Source organism: Burkholderia ambifaria AMMD, from assembly GCF_000203915.1.
Classification (GTDB): Bacteria; Pseudomonadota; Gammaproteobacteria; order Burkholderiales; family Burkholderiaceae; genus Burkholderia; species Burkholderia ambifaria.
Map to the genome: position 1 here is coordinate 1,341,450 of NC_008390.1, position 16,109 is coordinate 1,357,558.

Sequence of the window (16,109 nt, forward strand, 5' to 3'; positions counted from 1 at the left end):
GTCCAGTTGCGATGAATTCGAGGATGTAGCGCTCATCTGGTCAAGCCAATTGTGATTATTTTGAAGTGACCATACCAATGGTGTAAACCCTTGTGCCGGGTCTATCCCATGCTGGTCGGGGGTTTCGCCGCCGTGATAGACTCCGCGTGAACGCGAAGCTCCGGCCAATTCCGTCGACCATTTTTCGGATCATGAAGCAGACAGAACCCAAGCGGCTTTACCAATCCGTGGCCGCGCAAATCCTCGCATTGATCCGTCAGGGAGGCATTCCCGCCGGTGGGCGACTGCCGCCCGAGCGCGAGCTCGCGACGACGCTCGGGGTCTCGCGCCCGTCGTTGCGCGAAGCCTTGATCGCCCTCGAAATCGGCGGGCAGATCGAGATACGTCTCGGCTCCGGGGTCTACGTTCGCGATCCGGGCGAGAGCGACAGCGGCGGCGTGCCGGCGCTGGGCGAGAGCCCGTCGGAGCTGATGCAGGCGCGCGGGGCCATCGAGGGTTCGGTGATCGTGCTGGCGACTGCGCGATTCTCGGCAGCCACGCTGGACCGATTGCGTCGCACGGTCGAGCGCATGAAGCGGCTCGCCGTCGCGGGCAAATCGCCCGTCGACGCGGACCGGCAGTTTCATATGCTCATTGCGGAGGTGGCAGGCAACTCCGTGTTGAGCCGCTTCGTGGGCGAGTTGTTCGATAGCCGACACGATCCGATTGCCGCCGCGATTCGCGGACATTCGGAAAGCCCGGAAACCTGGGCCGCCGCGGTGCGCGAGCACGAGCAGATCCTGAAGGCGTTGCAAGCGGGCGATCCGATCGCGGCGCAAACCGCGATGCGCGCCCATCTTCAGGCGTCGGAGGAGCGCTGGATCGGCGGCGCATTGCAGCACGGGATTGCGCCCTGACGGTGCCGAGGCCGGTCCCGCGAAAGCGCTGACGTCCGGCCTGCGCGAGCATGCGCGCAATGCCGAAACGCGTGCACTCATCGCGCGTTCTGCAGGTTCGCGGAATCGCCCGAATCACCCCAAATCGCCCGCCGTCCGACGACAAACCGCGATTCATCTGATAATACGCGCGGCGATCCACGCGAACGAGCAATGGTGCGAATCCCGCCGAACCGTTGCACAGGCAACCAGGCGGCAGCATCGCCCCGATTGCGTCGTCACCCGTCGCAATCCGGAAAGCGAAACGGCGTCAGGCCCACTTGGTCGTTCGGAATGTGCCCAGCGCCGTTCAAATCCCCACACGACGCCCGCGCGACGCGGCGTCGCAACCAGGAGGTGAACGATGATCACGCTGACCGTCAACGGTGGCGAACGGCATTTCGACGGCAATCCCGACATGCCGTTGCTCTGGTATCTGCGCGATGTCCTCGGCCACACGGGCACCAAGTTCGGCTGCGGGATGGCGCTGTGCGGCGCCTGCACCGTGCATCTCGACGGCGTCGCGATCCGGTCGTGCATCACACCCGTCGCGGCGGCCGCCGGCAAGAAGGTGACGACGATCGAGGGCCTCTCGACGGACGTGAACCATCCGCTGCAGCAAGCGTGGCAGGAACTGAACGTCGCGCAATGCGGCTACTGTCAGTCCGGGCAGATCATGCAGGCCGCGTCGCTGCTGAAGACGAATCCCCATCCGAGCGACGCCGACATCGACGACGCGATGTCCGGCAACATCTGCCGCTGCGGTACCTATACGCGCATCCGCGCGGCGATCCGGCTGGCGGTGCGCCGCGGAGGTGCCGCATGAACGCGCCGGAACTCTCCGTCCACAACGAAAGCCGCCGCGCATTGCTGCTCGGCTTCGCATCCGGCGGACTGCTGCTCGCGTTCGGCGTGCCGTCGCTTGCGCGCGCGGCCGCGCCCGTGCAGCCGCCGGTCAGCCCGAATCCGCAGTACGGCGGCGCGGGCATGCCGCACGGCTTGCGTGACGATCCGCACCTGTTCGTCGCGATCGCGCCCGACGGCACGGTGACGGTGACCTGCATTCGCTCGGAGATGGGACAAGGGGTGCGCACGAGCGTCGCGCTCGTGGTCGCCGACGAGCTGGGCGCGGACTGGGCACGCGTGAAGGTCGCGCAGGCCGTCGGCGACGAGCCGCGCTACGGCAACCAGAACACCGATGGTTCGCGCAGCCTGCGCCAGAGTTTCGCGGCGCTGCGCCGCGCGGGGGCGGCCGCGCGCACGATGCTCGAGCAGGCCGCGGCGGCGACCTGGGGCGTCGACGTGCGTCAAGTGAAGGCGACGGTGCACGAGGTCGTCGATACGAAAACCGGGCGCAAGCTCGGCTTCGGTGAACTGGCCGCGAAGGCGGCCGCGCTGCCCGTACCCGATACGAAGAGCGTGGCATTGAAGGCGCCGGCCGAGTTCCGCTATATCGGCAAGGGGGAAACGGCATTGATCGACGGCCGCGACATCGTCGGCGGCCGCGCGCACTACGGGATCGACACGCGGCTCGACGGCATGCTGTACGCGGTCGTCGCGCGTCCGCCGGCCTATGGCGATACGGTCGCGTCGTTCGACGCGTCCGCCGCGGAAAAGCTGCCGGGTGTCGTCAAGGTCGTGCAGCTCGCGTCTGCGCCGCTGCCGTCCGGGTTCCAGCCGCTCGGCGGCGTGGCCGTGATCGCACGCGACACGTGGACAGCCATCCAGGCACGCGCCCGACTGAAGATCGACTGGAAGCGCGGGCCGCACGCAGGCTACGATTCGGCGGCCTACCGCAAGACGCTCGAAGCGGCGGCCGCGCAACCGGGCGACGTGATCCGCGATGATGGCGATACGGCCGCGGCGCTCGCGGGCGCCGCGAAGCGGGTGCGTGCGACGTACTACATTCCGCATCTCGCGCACGCGACGATGGAGCCGCCCGCGGCCGTCGCGCGCGTGGCCGACGGCCGCTGCGAAGTCTGGACCTGCACGCAGGCGCCGCAGACCACGCGCGACGAAATCGCGAAGGCGCTCGCGCTGCCGAGCGAGCGCGTCACGGTCAACGTGACGCTGCTCGGCGGCGGCTTCGGCCGCAAGTCGAAACCGGACTACGTGGTGGAGGCCGCGCTGCTGTCGAAGGCGGTGGGGGCGCCCGTCAAGCTGACGTTCACGCGCGAGGACGACATCGCACACGACTATTTCCACGCGGTGTCGCTGGAAGCGTTCGACGGCGGCCTCGATGCGGCGGGGAAGGTGGTCGCGTGGCAGCATCGCACGGTCGCGCCGTCGATCCAGTCGACCTTCAGGGCCGGCGTCGTGCACGAGCAGCCGGGCGAGCTCGCGCAGGGTATCGCCGATCTGCCGTTCGCAGTCCCGAACGTACGGATCGAGAACCCGGCCGCGCAAGCGCACACGCGGATCGGCTGGTTCCGTTCGGTGTACAACATTCCGCACGCGTTCGGGATCCAGAGCTTCGTGTCGGAACTCGCGCACGCGGCGGGCCGCGACCCGAAGGATTTCCTGCTCGACCTGATCGGGCCGGCGCGGCGTTTCGAGCCGCACATCACGGTGAAGAACGTGAACTACGGCGAGGATCCGGCGTTGTATCCGGTCGACACCGGACGGCTGCGGCGCGTGATCGAGACGGTCGCGCGCGAAGCCGGCTGGGGCCGCAAGCTGCCGAAGGGGCACGGGCTGGGGATCGCCGCGCATCGCAGCTTCGTGTCGTACACGGCGGTCGTGTGCGAAGTGCAGGTGGCCGCGGACGGCGCGATTTCGGTGCCGCGTGTCGACATCGCGATCGACTGCGGGCCGCAGGTCAACCCGGAGCGCGTGCGCTCGCAACTCGAAGGCGCGGTGGTGATGGGGCTCGGCATCGCGTTGCACGGCGAGATCACGTTCAAGGACGGGCAACCGGAGCAGAGCAATTTCAACGGCTTCCAGGTGCTCAGGATGAACGAGGCGCCGCGTGAAATCCGCGTGCATCTGGTCGCGCCGGACGACTACGCGACACCGCTCGGCGGCGTGGGCGAGCCGGGCCTGCCGCCGGTCGCGCCGGCGCTGACCAACGCAATCTTCGCGGCAACCGGCACGCGGATTCGCAGCCTGCCCGTCGCTGATCAGCTCGCGAAGCAAAAGGTCGGTTGATACGCTGTCGCGCGCCGGGTGCGGCGCGCGCACGGGTTGGCGGCGCCGCCGGCGCCGCGCACCGATCGAACACTTGCGCTCGTCGAACGGAGGCGCGAAGCCGGAGCATTGTTGTTTGCGAACGACCGTGCTAAATTCTGCGCCAGCACTTGCAGTCACCGACCCAATCATCCGGTGCCGGCAGCCGGCGCCCACGGGCGCGCCGACGCGCCGCCCGACCGCGAAGCATGGAACCAGAGCAAGCGCTAAAGCGCCAACTCTGGTCGACCGCGAAGCATGGGACCAGAGTAAGCGCTAAAGCGCTAACTCTGGTCGACAGGAGACAGACGTGATGGAGCATGCATCGATCGAGCACCCGTGGATCGACCGGGCCGCGCACGGTCGGACCGCGCACGCGCGGCCGTCGGCGATGGGGAAAACGCAGGCCACGCGGAGGGCGTCACGATGAGTCTGCTGATGTCGCGACGCGATCTCGCGTTCCTGCTGTACGACTGGCTTGATGCCGACGCGCTCGGCGCGCTGCCGCGCTATGCGGAGCACAGCCGCGAGACCTTCGATGCGGTGCTCGATACCAGCGAGCGAATCGCCGCCGACCTGTTCGCGCCGCACGCGGCGCGCGGCGATCGCGAGGAGCCGCGGTTCGACGGCGAGCGCGTGACGCTGATCCCCGAAGTCGAGCCGGCCGTGCGGGCCTTCGCGGCTGCCGGCCTGATCGCCGCGGGCCAGGACGAAGCGTTCGGCGGGATGCGGTTGCCGAAGCTCGTCGAAGCCGCATCGTTCCTGTTCTTCCAGGCCGCGAACATCGCGACCGCCGCGTATCCGTTCCTCACCGTCGCGAACGCCAACCTGCTGCTCGCGCACGGCAGCCCCGCGCAGATCGACGCGTTCGCGCGTCCCGAGCTGGAAGGGCGCTTCTTCGGCACGATGTGCCTGTCGGAGCCGCAGGCCGGCTCGTCGCTGTCCGACATCGTCACGCGCGCCGATTTCGAGTGTGCGTCGCCGCTCGGCCCGCGCTACCGGATCACTGGCAACAAGATGTGGATTTCCGGCGGCGAGCACGAGCTGGCCGAGAACATCGTCCATCTCGTGCTCGCGAAGATTCCCGACGAACAGGGCCGGCTTCTGCCCGGCACGCGCGGCATCTCGCTGTTCATCGTCCCCAGGTACCTGCCGACCGACGACGGCGCCGCGCGCGGCGAGCACAACGACGTGGTGCTGGCCGGCCTGAATCACAAGATGGGCTATCGCGGTACGACCAACTGCCTGCTGAACTTCGGCGAAGGCACGCGCCATCGTCCGCAGGGTCGCGCCGGCGCGATCGGCTATCTGGTCGGCGAACCGAATCACGGCCTCGCCTACATGTTCCACATGATGAACGAGGCGCGCATCGGCGTCGGCGCGGGCGCGGTGGCGCTCGGCTACACCGGCTACCTGCACGCGCTCGACTACGCGCGCAACCGGCCGCAGGGGCGTGCGCTCGGACCGGCCGGCAAGGACGCGGCCGCGCCGCAGGCGCCGATCGTCGCGCATCCGGACGTGCGACGCATGCTGCTCGCGCAGAAGGCGTACGTCGAAGGCGGGCTCGCGCTGATCCTGTACTGCGCGCGGCTCGTCGACGAAGCGCGCGCGCATGACGATGCGGCGCTGCGCGTGGAGGCCGCGCAACTGCTGGACATCCTGACGCCGATCGCGAAAAGCTGGCCGTCGCAGTGGTGCCTCGCGGCCAACGATCTCGCAATCCAGGTGCATGGCGGCTACGGTTATACACGCGACTATCCGGTCGAGCGACTGTATCGCGACAACCGCCTGAACCCCATCCACGAAGGCACGCACGGCATCCAGGCGCTCGACCTGCTGGGCCGCAAGGTCGGCCAGGACGACGGTGCGCTGCTGCGCACGCTCGATGCGCGCATCGGCGCGACGCTCCAGCGCGCACGGGCCGCGGACGGCGACCCGCACTCGCATGCCGATGCGCTCGCGCGGCGCTGGGCGCGGCTCGTCGAGCTCACGCGCGCGCTGGCCGCGCTTGACGATCCGCAGGTACGGCTCGCGAATGCGAGCGTCTACCTGGAGGCGTTCGGCCATCTGGTCGTCGCGTGGCTGTGGCTCGACGTGACGCTTGCCGCGCACGGGCACGACAGCGATTTCCACGACGGCAAGCGCGCCGCCGCGCGTTACTTCTTTCGCTGGGAGCTGCCGAAGGTGGATGCGCAGCTCGATCTGCTGGCGAGCGTCGATACGACGACGCTCGAGATGCGCGACGCATGGTTCTGAGCGTCGCGATGCACGGATGACGGTGCCGCGGTGCAGGCCGATGTGCGTGCGCCGCGCGCCGCTTGCGCGGGCGTGTCCCGCTGCCGTATCGATGCGCGGCGACGTCGCGCAAGGAGAGAGGAAAGCATGAAAGCCCTGATGTGTACCGCATTCGGCCCGATCGACCGCTTGCGTATCGACGACGTCGCGATTCCCGAACCGGCCGCGGGCCAGGTGCGGATTCGCGTGAAGGCGGCGTCGCTCAACTTCCCCGATGCGCTGATCGTCCAGGGGTTGTATCAGGTGAAGCCGGCGCTGCCGTTCTCGCCCGGTGCGGAATTCGCCGGCGTGATCGACGCGGTCGGCGACGGCGTGAGCGCGTGGCAGCCGGGCGACGAGGTGGTCGCGTTCACCGGTCACGGCGGCTTCGCCGAGCAGTGTGTGGCCGACGTGCACCAGATCGCGGCGCTGCCGCCGGGGATGACGTTCGAGCAGGGCGCGGCGCTGGTGCTGGCCTACGGCACGTCGCTGCATGCGCTGCAGCAGCGCGCGCGTCTGCAGCAGGGCGAGACGCTGCTGGTGCTGGGGGCGGCGGGCGGCGTCGGGCTGGCGGCGATCGAGATCGCGAAGGCGCTGGGCGCGCGCGTGATCGCGGCCGCGTCGAGCGCGGACAAGCTCGCGCTGTGCCGCGCAGCGGGCGCCGACGACACGATCGACTATGCGACCGAGGACCTGCGGCGCCGCGTCGATGAACTGACGGGCGGGCGCGGCGCGGACGTCGTCTACGATCCGGTCGGCGGCGCGTACAGCGAGGCGGCGCTGCGCGCGACCGCGTGGCGCGGCCGGTTCCTCGTGGTCGGTTTCGCGGCCGGCGAGATTCCGAAGATCGCGCTGAACCTGGCGCTGCTGAAGGAGCGCGATATTCTCGGCGTGTTCTGGGGCGACGCGGTGCGGCGCGATCCCGCGGAGCACGCGGTGAACATGCGCCAGCTGGCGCAATGGTTCGCGGCCGGCAAGGTGCGGCCGGCGATCACCGAGCGCGTGCCGCTGTCGGGTGCGGCCGACGCGATCGCGCGCATGGCGAACCGGCAGGTCAAGGGCAAGGTCGTGATTCTGCCGGACGCGTGATTACGCTGACAATGGACCATGCAGCGGCGGTCCGATGCGCGGCGGGCGGGAGTGGGGCGGCGCATCATGTACCGCCGTGCCGCCGTGCCGCCGTGCCGCCGTGCCGCCGTGCCGCCGTGCCGCCGTGCCGCCGTGCCACCTCGCCACCTCGCCACCGCTCCGCCGCGCATCCGCTCAGCTGAGCAATGAAGCCGCGCCGGCGAGATCGGCCCGGCCGCATGCCGGACTCGCCTGCGCGTTGCCGCGGAAGTCCGGCAAGGTCCGCGCCGGCAGCGAAATCACGAAGCGTGCGCCGCCGAGCGGCGAATCCTCGAGCCGCACGTTGCCGCCGTGCACGAGCGCAACGCGCCGCACGATCGCGAGCCCGAGACCGAACCCGCCCGTCTGCCGGTCGCGGCTCGAATCGAGCCGCTGGAACGGTTCGAACACGCGCGCGCGCTCGGCGGCCGGAATGCCGGGGCCGTCGTCGTCGACGCTCAGCACCAGCGCCCCTGACGCATCGTGCGTCGCGGACAGCAGCACCGTGCGCGCCGCATAGCGCGCGCTGTTGCGGATCAGGTTGAGCAGCGCGCGAGCGACGAGTTTCGGATCGCACACGTGGGTGGCGGGTGCGCCGGTCGTCGACACGTCGAGCGTGATGCCGCGATCGGCGAGGTCGTTCGCGACGTTGCCGGCGACGCTGTCGATCAGCGCATCGACGACGACGTCCATCGGCGCGAGCTCGCTGGCGCCTTGTTCGAGCCGCCCGATCGTCAGCAGCTCGGTCACCAGTTCGTCGAGTTCGCGCACGTCGCGCCGCAGTTCGTCGCGGCGTTCGCGCATCCGGCCGCTCTCGTCGGATTCGGCGAGCAGCGCGAGCCCGAATTCGAGGCGGGCGAGCGGCGTCTTCAGCTCATGCGAGATCCCGTGCATCATCTCGCGCTGCTGCTTGATCGACGCCTCGATCCGTTCGGCCATGTCGTTGAACTGCTGCGACAGCTCGTAGATGTTCGACCGGCCGGACAGCTTCACGCGGGTCGACAGGCGGCCCGCGCCGAACGCATGGGCGGCGGCCTGCAGCCTGCGCAGGTCGCGCCAGTGATACGAGATCCACAGCACGACCGCGAACAGCGCGGCAAGCGCGAGCAGCAAGTAGGCGTAGATCTTGATGTCGAGGTCGAAGGGCTGGATCGGGCGCGCATGCAGCACGGAACCGTCCGCGAGCGGCATGTAGTAATCCTTGCCGTCATAGCCGATCGCGATCTTGCCGGCGTCGAGGTCGCGCAGTGGCGCGCCGCTCAGTTGCGCGCGGGCTTCAGCCATCGTCACGAAGTCGAATCCTTCCTTGCCGTGCTTCGCGAGCTCGCGCAGCGCGAGCGTGCGCTGCGCGCCCGGATGGCGTTCGAGATAATCGTTCAGCACGAACGCGTAGGTGGTCAGCGAGTCTCGCTGCGCCTGCGCCGCGCGTTCGTAGAAGATCCGGTCGAACGAGAACTGGATGAACGCGATCGATCCGGCGCCGCACAGGATCACGATGAGGTACAGCCTGATCAACGGACGCAGCATTTATTCGTCCCACGCGGAAGGGCTGAACAGGTAGCCGCGGCCCCAGATCGTCTTGATCTTGTGCGGCTCCGACGACGCATCCTCGAAACGGCGCCGCAGCTTCGAGATGCCGGAGTCGACCGAGCGGTCGAGCCCGTCGAACTCGATCCCGCGCAACTGCTTCAGGATGTCGTCGCGGCTCAGCACGGTGCCGGCCGCGCGCGCGAGGATCAGCAGCAGGTTGAATTCGGCCGTCTTCAGGTCGACCGGTTCGCCGCGCCACGTGACCGTGCGGTTCGGCGGCGAGATCGTCAGTTCGCCGAAGATCAGCGCGTCGGGCGCGGCGGCGCGGGTTTCCGTCGCGGCCGGCCGTGCCCGGCGCAGCAGCGCGCGGGCGCGCGCGACCAGCACGCGCGGCTCGATCGGCTTCGTCACGTAGTCGTCGGCGCCGGTTTCGAGGCCCGCGACCTGGTCGTAGACGTCCGCGCGCGCGGTGAGAATCAGCACCGGGACGTTGGTGAATGCGCGAATGCGCCGGCACACTTCCATCCCGTCGAGATTCGGCAGCATCAGGTCGAGTATCACGAGCGCGGGCTCGTGCTCGCGCACCGCCGCGACGGCCAGGTCGCCGCGCCGCACGACCGTCACCGTGAATTCATAGTTGTCGAGGTATTCGCGCACGAGCTGCGCGAGGCGGTCGTCGTCCTCGATCAGCAGCACACGGTATTTGAGCGGATTGTCGTACATGGTCTCCTCGATATGCGCGCGTCGTCCCGGCTCCCCGCACGCGGGCGCGCGGCGCGGCACGCGAATTCTAGCCGGCGTTCCGGCGCCCCGGGCAGCAGGACGACAATCGCGAACAATCAAACACAATTGAGCACAGATTCCCCGCAGATTACGGACAACACCGCTGCACGGCGGCACCTAGACTGCGGGCTCCGTCACTCATATCTCAATATTGTGCGCTCAACCCTTCGCCGTTCCCGCTATTGCGTGCCGCTTGCCGGCCTGACCCTTGCCGCGGCCGCTCACGCGGAGAACCAGTATTCGATTTCGCTCGGCGGCGGGTTCGCGCCGCGCTACCCGGGCAGCAACCAGTATCGCGGCATCGTCGCACCGGGGCTTTCCGCGAAGTTCGGCAAAGGCTTCTTCATCGATAGTCGCGAAGGCGCCGGCTACCGGCTGGACCTGCCGCACGGTGCGTTCGTGTCGGCGGCAGTGAGCTACGACCCCGGCCGCGCGGACGAGAACCGCTTCGACCTGCCGGGTTCGGACTACCTGAAGGGGATGGGCCGGATTCCGGGCTCGGTGCTCATCGGCGTGCGGGCCGGCGTGACGCTGCTCGACGCGGCCGAACTGAGCGTCACGGTCGACACGCCGGTGACGCATACGTCGCGCGGCGTGTCCGGGCATGTCGACCTGGCGGTGCCGGTGTTCAAGACCGCGCAGCACGAGATCGTCGTGACGGGCAGCGTGCATGCCGGCACCGGCCGCTATACGCAGACGTTCTACGGCGTGACCGATGCGCAGTCGATGACGAGCCGCTTCCGGCCCTATTCGACGAGCGGCGGGATCGACAGTGCGACGGTGTCGGTCGCATGGAACTGGAACCTGTCGCGGCACTGGTCGGTGCTCGCGACGGGCGGCGTGACGCGGCTGCTCGGCCGCTACGGCGACAGCCCGATCGTCCAGTCGCGCAGCAACTACTACGGGATGGCGGGCGCGACCTACAAGTTCTGAACGAAAGACTGGCGCACGCATGTCGCCCGTGATGCGTTGGCGTCGCGCCGTTGCCGGGCATCGCATGCGGTAACATGCAGGCGGCTCCGGCACCACGCCGGGCCTGCGACGCACACACGCCGAATCGATTCGACCGCGTCGCGCAACGCCGCCGTGTGCCGGCCGGCACCCGTCAGGAAGCGGCCGGTGACGCGCGACACCCATCACGCATGCAATGCCCGGCCGTGCGCGACTGTCGTACATGGATCGCCGGGCCGCGACACGGAGAAGCCAGTGAAGAACACGATCGCGATGCTCGTTGCACTCGTTGCGAGCGCAACCTTTTCAGGATGTGGGGACATGAACACGAAGCACCCCAACGCGACCGTCGGCGGCGCGGCGCGAAACACCGCGCCGATGTGCAGCGCAGACGCGGCGCCGGACGATGCGCTGATCGGCAAGACCGAAGCCGAGGCGACCGCACTGCTCGACGGCTGCCTGTGGCGCGTGCTCGAGCGCGACGGCAAGTCGCTGCCGGGCACGATGGACTATCGCGAGGAGCGCCGCGACCTCGGCATTCGCGACGGCAAGGTGATCTGGGTGCGGCGCGGGTGATCGATGAGGCCGGCGGGGCCGGCCGAGTCGCATGCCGTTTGCCGGCCGCGACGGGCGTGCGAACCCGTGCGCGTTACTTCGAGATATACCAGAGCGCGTCGGTGCTGACGCGCGCGGCTGGCGCCTGAGGTGTGGCGGCCGGCGGCGGCGTATTCGACGTCACCGCGGTGGGCCACGTGGCCGGCGTGTTCGACGACGCCGACGAGGTTGTCGTTGGGGCGGTATTCGCCGTCGCTGCCGATCCCGATGTCGACGGCGTGTTCAGATACCACAGCGCGTCGGCCGACGCCGTGCGCTTGGCCGATGCATTCGCGTGCGGTTTCCCCGCAGGCGTCGTGGCAGCCGTCGTTGCCCCCGAACGTGATGCTCCCGCCGCCGCGCCAGCTCCTGCCTGCGTCGTTGCACCCGCCGCGCCGCGCTGCGCGCGCGCCTCGAACGGCCCGAGCTGGAAGATCAACGTTTGCGCGGGGCGCGTCAGAACGGCATACGGGAACTGCAGCTCCCACGACATCAGCACGCGGCCGGACGACGTTTCGGTGAAGATCGCCGGCATATGCTTCATGTCGCTGAACTGCACGTAGATCCGCGCGCCGTCGTCGAACACCTGGGTCGGCTTGGCCTGGTCGGCGCCCGTGACGGTCCAGCCGAAGTTGTACGTGCCGGCCGGGCCGGCGGGACCGCCTTGCGGCGGCGGCGGGGCGGCCGGTGACAGCGTGCGGGCCCGTGCGGCCGGCGGCGCGGATACGCTCAGGCTCGCGAACGGGTTGTACGCCTGCACCTGCTGCGGCGGCGTAAAGGAAGGAGGCAGGATGGGCATGGGAGTATCCGGCGAATCCGGCATGGTCCGGATTGCATCATAGACCTTGCGGGCATACGCGAGGCGCTTGTCGGGCGACGCGGCGTTGTACGCGCCGATCGCGGTCCAGTTGGCGCCGAGCTGGCGGATGTTCTGCGACAGGATCCACGCGCCGACGTACGCGTTGGTGCACGCATCGAACAGGCTTTCCCGCGTGATGCCTTCGCGCGCGAGCGTCGGCAGCCAGGTGCTGTTGATCTGCATCAGGCCGATGTCGACGGTGCCGTTCGTGTTCGTGTTGATCGCGTTCGGATTCATCCCCGATTCGACCTGCGCGATGCCGCGCAACAGGCTCACGCTCACGTGCTGGAACGTGGCTGCGTCGTCGAGGCAATCGGCCCACGCGGCTCCGTGCAGCGCGCACGACAGCGCGATCGTCGCGGCGATCTTCGGCGTGGCGTGGCTGATCGAACGGGCAGTATGACGCGGCATGGCAGGATGGGGCGGGATCCGGCCGCCCGGTGCAAGGAAATTACGCAGACGCGAAGTGTGCCATAGCGCGCAGTCAAATGGCTCGCGTCAAACTTTCCTTTGCATTTGCCGGTGCGTTTATCGCGCATTTTCCGCTGCGCCGGGATCGCCGCGCGATCGGATGGAATCGGTAAAAACGGCTGATTTTCGCGCGCATGCCGACGCTCGAGCGGAGTCGCAATACTGACGTCGCGCGTCAGTTGCTCCGTGAATGCGGAATACTGCGATGAATCATGCAGCGATGTGAAACGAACATGGTGCGGCCGCCGCTGCGCGAACTGGAAACGGCGGCGGCGGCCGTAGCCGCCGTCTTGGCGAATCCGCCATCCGGCATCCGCGATCCGATACCGACCGGCCGGCGCCGCGACATCACGACACCGCCCACAGCCGCCCCCCGTCGCTCAGAAGCGGTGACGCAGCCCGAGGTTGACCATCGTCTGCGAGCTCGTGCCCGCATAGCCGTACGACGCGATCGACGCCTGCGCGGCCATCGATCCGCCGTGGCCGTCGCCGGTCTGGCCGCTCGCATGCTGATACGCGGCGCTCAGGTACACGTCGGTGCGCTTCGACAGGCTGTAGTCCGCGCCGGCCGACACCTGGTGATAGGTCGCCGACGTATCGCCGCCCGAGCGCGTATAGCTGTAGCCGACGCCGACGAGCAGCGCATCGGTCGCCTGGTAGTTCACGAAGCCTTGCCCGGTGTTGTAGTGCTCGTTCGAGTCGAACGCCGAGCTTGCGTCGCGACGGTACTGCGCGTTGCTGTAGCCGAGGCCGAACGTGAACGGGCCGGCGACGTACTGGCCCGCGATGCGGGCGATGCCGATCGAATGCGCGCTCGCGTAGCCGCTGTTGATCGGGCCGTCGAAGGTGCCGTCCGACGAGCTGGTCCAGCCGTCGCGCAGGCCGTTCGACGCGGGGCTGTTGGTCGCGTGGAAGTAGCCGCCGGCGACGCTGAACGGCCCGTTGTTGTACGACACGGCCGCCGAATACGACTGCGCGGCGCCGGTGCTGCCGGCGATGCCGCCGAACGAGTACATCGCGGAGAACTGCAGGCCCGAATACACGGCCGACGTGTACTTCACCGCGTTGTCGACGCGGAAGCTGTTGTCGTAGTTGTCGACGTCGCCCGGCGTCGCGAACACGCTGCCGAGATAGTTGTCGGCGGTGATGCCCTGCACGAGGTCGACGAGCGGATCGTACTGGCGGCCGAACGTGAGCGTGCCGTAGCGCTCGCTCGTCAGCCCGACGAATGCCTGCCGGCCGAACAGGCGGCCGCCCTGGCCCTGCCGGCCGTTGCTCGGGTCGAAGCCATTCTCGAGCTGGAACAGCGCCTTCAGCCCGCCGCCGAGATCTTCGGTGCCTTTCACGCCCCAGCGGCTGCCGGAGAGGTTGCCCGCGCTGCTGTTGCCGAGCATCCATGCGTTGTCCTTGCCCTGCGCGTGATTCACGTACGTGATCGACGTGTCGATCACGCCGTACAGCGCCACGCTCGACTGCGCGTGCGCGGCGGGGATCGCGGCGAACGACGCAAGCGAAATCAGCGAGAGGGTCGTGCGTTTCATTTTCATCTCCTTGCCATGGGCGTGGGTGAACCGGAATGGCAGGAGACTACAGAGCCGCCGCCGAACGGCAAAAATGGAATTCTCCGATGTGACCTAAAGCAGACAGCCGCATGCTGCGCAAAGGCCTGTTGAGAGATTCAGATTATTGTGCGCTGTGTGCTAATCGACCTGAATTTCAAGATAGTGAGATCGGCGTATTGCTGGATTCGTGATAATTCCGGGGGATTTTCGGTCGGATTTCGCTAAAACGGCGTTTGTCATGGATTCGTCAATTCATTATTTAATGGAATCGAATCGCGCGATGCGGCCCGAATATGCTATTGCACGTGTCCCACTTGTTTCATGCAATCGCCGCACGTCGCGCATGACGACGCGCGGCTTCGGAGAAGAACCTGATGAACCGGAAGATCAAGACGGGCGCCGCGCGCGCCGCGATTACCGGCACGCGGCGGCGCGCGTTGCGCTCGCTCGCGGGTGCGGCGTTCGCCTTGGGCGCGTGCCTGTCGGCCAGCGCGCCTGCGCTCGCCGCCGATGCAGCGGCGGCGGTTGCGGCGCCGGCCGTCACGCGCGTCGCGATGCTCGTGCAGCTGCACGGCCCGAACCTGAAGGTCGACGAACGGATCGGCCAGCATCTCGGCGAGCGCGGCTACGCGGTGCGGCTGATCGACGAGAGCGCGACGCCCGACGCGGCGCGCGATGCCGACCTCGTCGTGATCTCGTCGACGGTGTCGTCGAAGAACGTGCGGCCCGGCTGGCGCACGCTCGACAAGCCGCTCGTCACGTGGGAGAACGACCTGCTCGACGATCTCGCGATGACGGGCAAGCGCCACGACGTCGACTTCGGCGAAACGGGCAAGGAACGCTATCTGTGGCTCGTCAACGCGCCGCATTCGATCTCGGCCGGCTTGCCGGCCGGCGTGGCCGACGTGTACGGCAAGCAGGCGCCGATGAGCTGGGGCAGGCCGGGGCTCGGCGCGATCACGATCGCGACCGTGTACGGGCAGCCGGACAAGGCCGCGATTTTCGCGTACGAGAAGGGGGCGACGATGGACTACGAAGCGCTCGCGCCGGCACGCCGCGTGATGTTCTTCCTCGCCAACGACACGTTCGCGAACCTGTCGCCGGCCGGGCTCGCGCTGTTCGACGCGGCGCTCGACTGGGCGGCGGGGCGGCGCTGATGCCACGCGGCGCGCCGGCATGTGCCGGGCGGGGCGCGCGCAGCGTCGGCGGCGATCGGCATTGAGTGCGAGAATTCGCCCTTCGGCCGGCGCGCGCCGCGCCGCTCACCAGGGAACCCGCATGGACAGTCACATCGCGCCGGTGGCGCTGCAGAAAGCCTACCGTCTCCTCAACCACGGCCCGACCGTGCTCGTGTCGGCCCGCCACGACGGTGTCGACAACGTGATGGCCGCCGCATGGGCCTGCGCGCTCGATTTCCTGCCGCCGAAGCTGACGGTCGTGCTCGACAAGTCCGCGAAGACGCGCGAGCTCGTCGAGCGCAGCGGCAGGTTCGTGATCCAGGTGCCGACGGCCGCGCAGCTACAGCTCACGCATGCGGTCGGCAGCCACAGTCTCGCCGAGCGGCCCGACAAGCTGCGCGACGCGGGCGTCACGCTGTTCGACGTGCCAGGCCACGACCTGCCGTTCGTCGCCGGCTGCTCCGGCTGGCTCGCGTGCAAGCTGATTCACGAGCCGCACAACCAGCAGACCTACGACCTGTTCATCGGCGAGGTGGTCGGCGCGTGGTCCGACACGCGCGTGTTCCGCGACGGTCACTGGTATTTCGAATCGGCCGATCCGGCGCTGCGCAGCCTGCATTACATCGCGGGCGGCAACTTCTATGCGATCGGCGAATCGCTGCACGTCGATCCGGGCTAGCCGGACCCACAGTAAGCCGCCGGCCGGCGCTCGGCCGCAGTT

13 protein-coding genes are annotated in these 16,109 nt (G+C 68.5%); 9 read left to right on the forward strand and 4 right to left on the reverse strand.

The window, feature by feature from the left end; genetic code table 11:
- Window positions 1–191 precede the first annotated feature (191 nt).
- The 5 genes from BAMB_RS06230 to BAMB_RS06250 all read left to right on the forward strand — a co-directional run bounded on the left by BAMB_RS06230 (window position 192) and on the right by BAMB_RS06250 (window position 7,442).
- The gene (locus BAMB_RS06230) at window positions 192–896 is read left to right on the forward strand and encodes a FadR/GntR family transcriptional regulator (protein WP_041491341.1); all 705 of its coding nucleotides are present in this window, start codon (window positions 192–194) and stop codon (window positions 894–896) included.
- 382 nt (window positions 897–1,278) lie between these two features.
- A complete protein-coding gene (locus BAMB_RS06235; protein ID WP_006754739.1) occupies window positions 1,279–1,740 on the forward strand; it encodes a (2Fe-2S)-binding protein in 462 nt (153 codons plus the stop codon).
- Window positions 1,737–4,061, forward strand: a complete 2,325-nt coding sequence (locus BAMB_RS06240) for a xanthine dehydrogenase family protein molybdopterin-binding subunit (RefSeq protein WP_011656554.1) — start codon at window positions 1,737–1,739, stop codon at window positions 4,059–4,061. Before BAMB_RS06235 ends, BAMB_RS06240 begins: the two co-directional genes overlap by 4 nt.
- A gap of 444 nt (window positions 4,062–4,505) precedes the next feature.
- Complete coding sequence (locus BAMB_RS06245; protein ID WP_011656555.1) at window positions 4,506–6,335, forward strand: acyl-CoA dehydrogenase; 1,830 nt, start codon at window positions 4,506–4,508, stop codon at window positions 6,333–6,335.
- A 126-nt stretch (window positions 6,336–6,461) separates the two neighbouring features.
- Complete coding sequence (locus tag BAMB_RS06250) at window positions 6,462–7,442, forward strand: NADPH:quinone oxidoreductase family protein (RefSeq protein WP_011656556.1); 981 nt, start codon at window positions 6,462–6,464, stop codon at window positions 7,440–7,442.
- Window positions 7,443–7,616: 174 nt separating this feature from the next.
- Here BAMB_RS06250 and BAMB_RS06255 read toward each other — a convergent pair whose 3' ends face one another.
- Window positions 7,617–8,987: an ATP-binding protein gene (locus tag BAMB_RS06255; RefSeq protein WP_011656557.1), complete on the reverse strand. Its 1,371-nt coding sequence runs from the start codon at window positions 8,985–8,987 to the stop codon at window positions 7,617–7,619.
- Window positions 8,988–9,713 carry a response regulator gene (locus tag BAMB_RS06260; RefSeq protein ID WP_011656558.1) on the reverse strand — a complete coding sequence of 242 codons (726 nt, stop codon included), beginning with the start codon at window positions 9,711–9,713 and terminating at the stop codon, window positions 8,988–8,990.
- Between the two features lie 246 nt (window positions 9,714–9,959).
- Between BAMB_RS06260 and BAMB_RS06265 the strand changes: the two genes are divergently transcribed.
- Both BAMB_RS06265 and BAMB_RS06270 read left to right on the forward strand, forming a co-directional pair.
- Window positions 9,960–10,706, forward strand: coding sequence for a MipA/OmpV family protein (locus BAMB_RS06265; protein WP_011656559.1), 747 nt, complete (start codon window positions 9,960–9,962; stop codon window positions 10,704–10,706).
- A 273-nt stretch (window positions 10,707–10,979) separates the two neighbouring features.
- Entirely contained in the window at window positions 10,980–11,300 is a 321-nt protein-coding gene (locus BAMB_RS06270; RefSeq protein ID WP_041491145.1) for a hypothetical protein, read from the forward strand.
- 73 nt (window positions 11,301–11,373) lie between these two features.
- Here BAMB_RS06270 and BAMB_RS06275 read toward each other — a convergent pair whose 3' ends face one another.
- A complete protein-coding gene (locus BAMB_RS06275) occupies window positions 11,374–12,588 on the reverse strand; it encodes a lytic transglycosylase domain-containing protein (protein ID WP_011656561.1) in 1,215 nt (404 codons plus the stop codon).
- 440 nt (window positions 12,589–13,028) lie between these two features.
- The gene (locus BAMB_RS06280) at window positions 13,029–14,189 is read right to left on the reverse strand and encodes a porin (RefSeq protein WP_011656562.1); all 1,161 of its coding nucleotides are present in this window, start codon (window positions 14,187–14,189) and stop codon (window positions 13,029–13,031) included.
- Window positions 14,190–14,584: 395 nt separating this feature from the next.
- Here BAMB_RS06280 and BAMB_RS06285 point away from each other — a divergent pair, with 395 nt between their 5' ends.
- Window positions 14,585–15,367 (forward strand): hypothetical protein, encoded by a 783-nt coding sequence (locus BAMB_RS06285; protein ID WP_011656563.1) that lies wholly within the window; start codon window positions 14,585–14,587, stop codon window positions 15,365–15,367.
- A 121-nt stretch (window positions 15,368–15,488) separates the two neighbouring features.
- The gene (locus BAMB_RS06290; RefSeq protein WP_011656564.1) at window positions 15,489–16,067 is read left to right on the forward strand and encodes a flavin reductase family protein; all 579 of its coding nucleotides are present in this window, start codon (window positions 15,489–15,491) and stop codon (window positions 16,065–16,067) included.
- Window positions 16,068–16,109: the final 42 nt, after the last annotated feature.

Bases quoted from the DNA above. Each gene is read 5' to 3' on its own strand.
- BAMB_RS06235 (WP_006754739.1), top strand. From the start codon at position 1,279: ATGATCACGCTGACCGTCAACGGTGGCGAACGGCATTTCGACGGCAAT.
- BAMB_RS06255 (WP_011656557.1), bottom strand. From the start codon at position 8,987: ATGCTGCGTCCGTTGATCAGGCTGTACCTCATCGTGATCCTGTGCGGC.
- BAMB_RS06260 (WP_011656558.1), bottom strand. From the start codon at position 9,713: ATGTACGACAATCCGCTCAAATACCGTGTGCTGCTGATCGAGGACGAC.
- BAMB_RS06230 (WP_041491341.1), top strand. From the start codon at position 192: ATGAAGCAGACAGAACCCAAGCGGCTTTACCAATCCGTGGCCGCGCAA.
- BAMB_RS06250 (WP_011656556.1), top strand. From the start codon at position 6,462: ATGAAAGCCCTGATGTGTACCGCATTCGGCCCGATCGACCGCTTGCGT.
- BAMB_RS06290 (WP_011656564.1), top strand. From the start codon at position 15,489: ATGGACAGTCACATCGCGCCGGTGGCGCTGCAGAAAGCCTACCGTCTC.
- BAMB_RS06280 (WP_011656562.1), bottom strand. From the start codon at position 14,189: ATGAAACGCACGACCCTCTCGCTGATTTCGCTTGCGTCGTTCGCCGCG.
- BAMB_RS06245 (WP_011656555.1), top strand. From the start codon at position 4,506: ATGAGTCTGCTGATGTCGCGACGCGATCTCGCGTTCCTGCTGTACGAC.
- BAMB_RS06275 (WP_011656561.1), bottom strand. From the start codon at position 12,588: ATGCCGCGTCATACTGCCCGTTCGATCAGCCACGCCACGCCGAAGATC.
- BAMB_RS06240 (WP_011656554.1), top strand. From the start codon at position 1,737: ATGAACGCGCCGGAACTCTCCGTCCACAACGAAAGCCGCCGCGCATTG.
- BAMB_RS06285 (WP_011656563.1), top strand. From the start codon at position 14,585: ATGAACCGGAAGATCAAGACGGGCGCCGCGCGCGCCGCGATTACCGGC.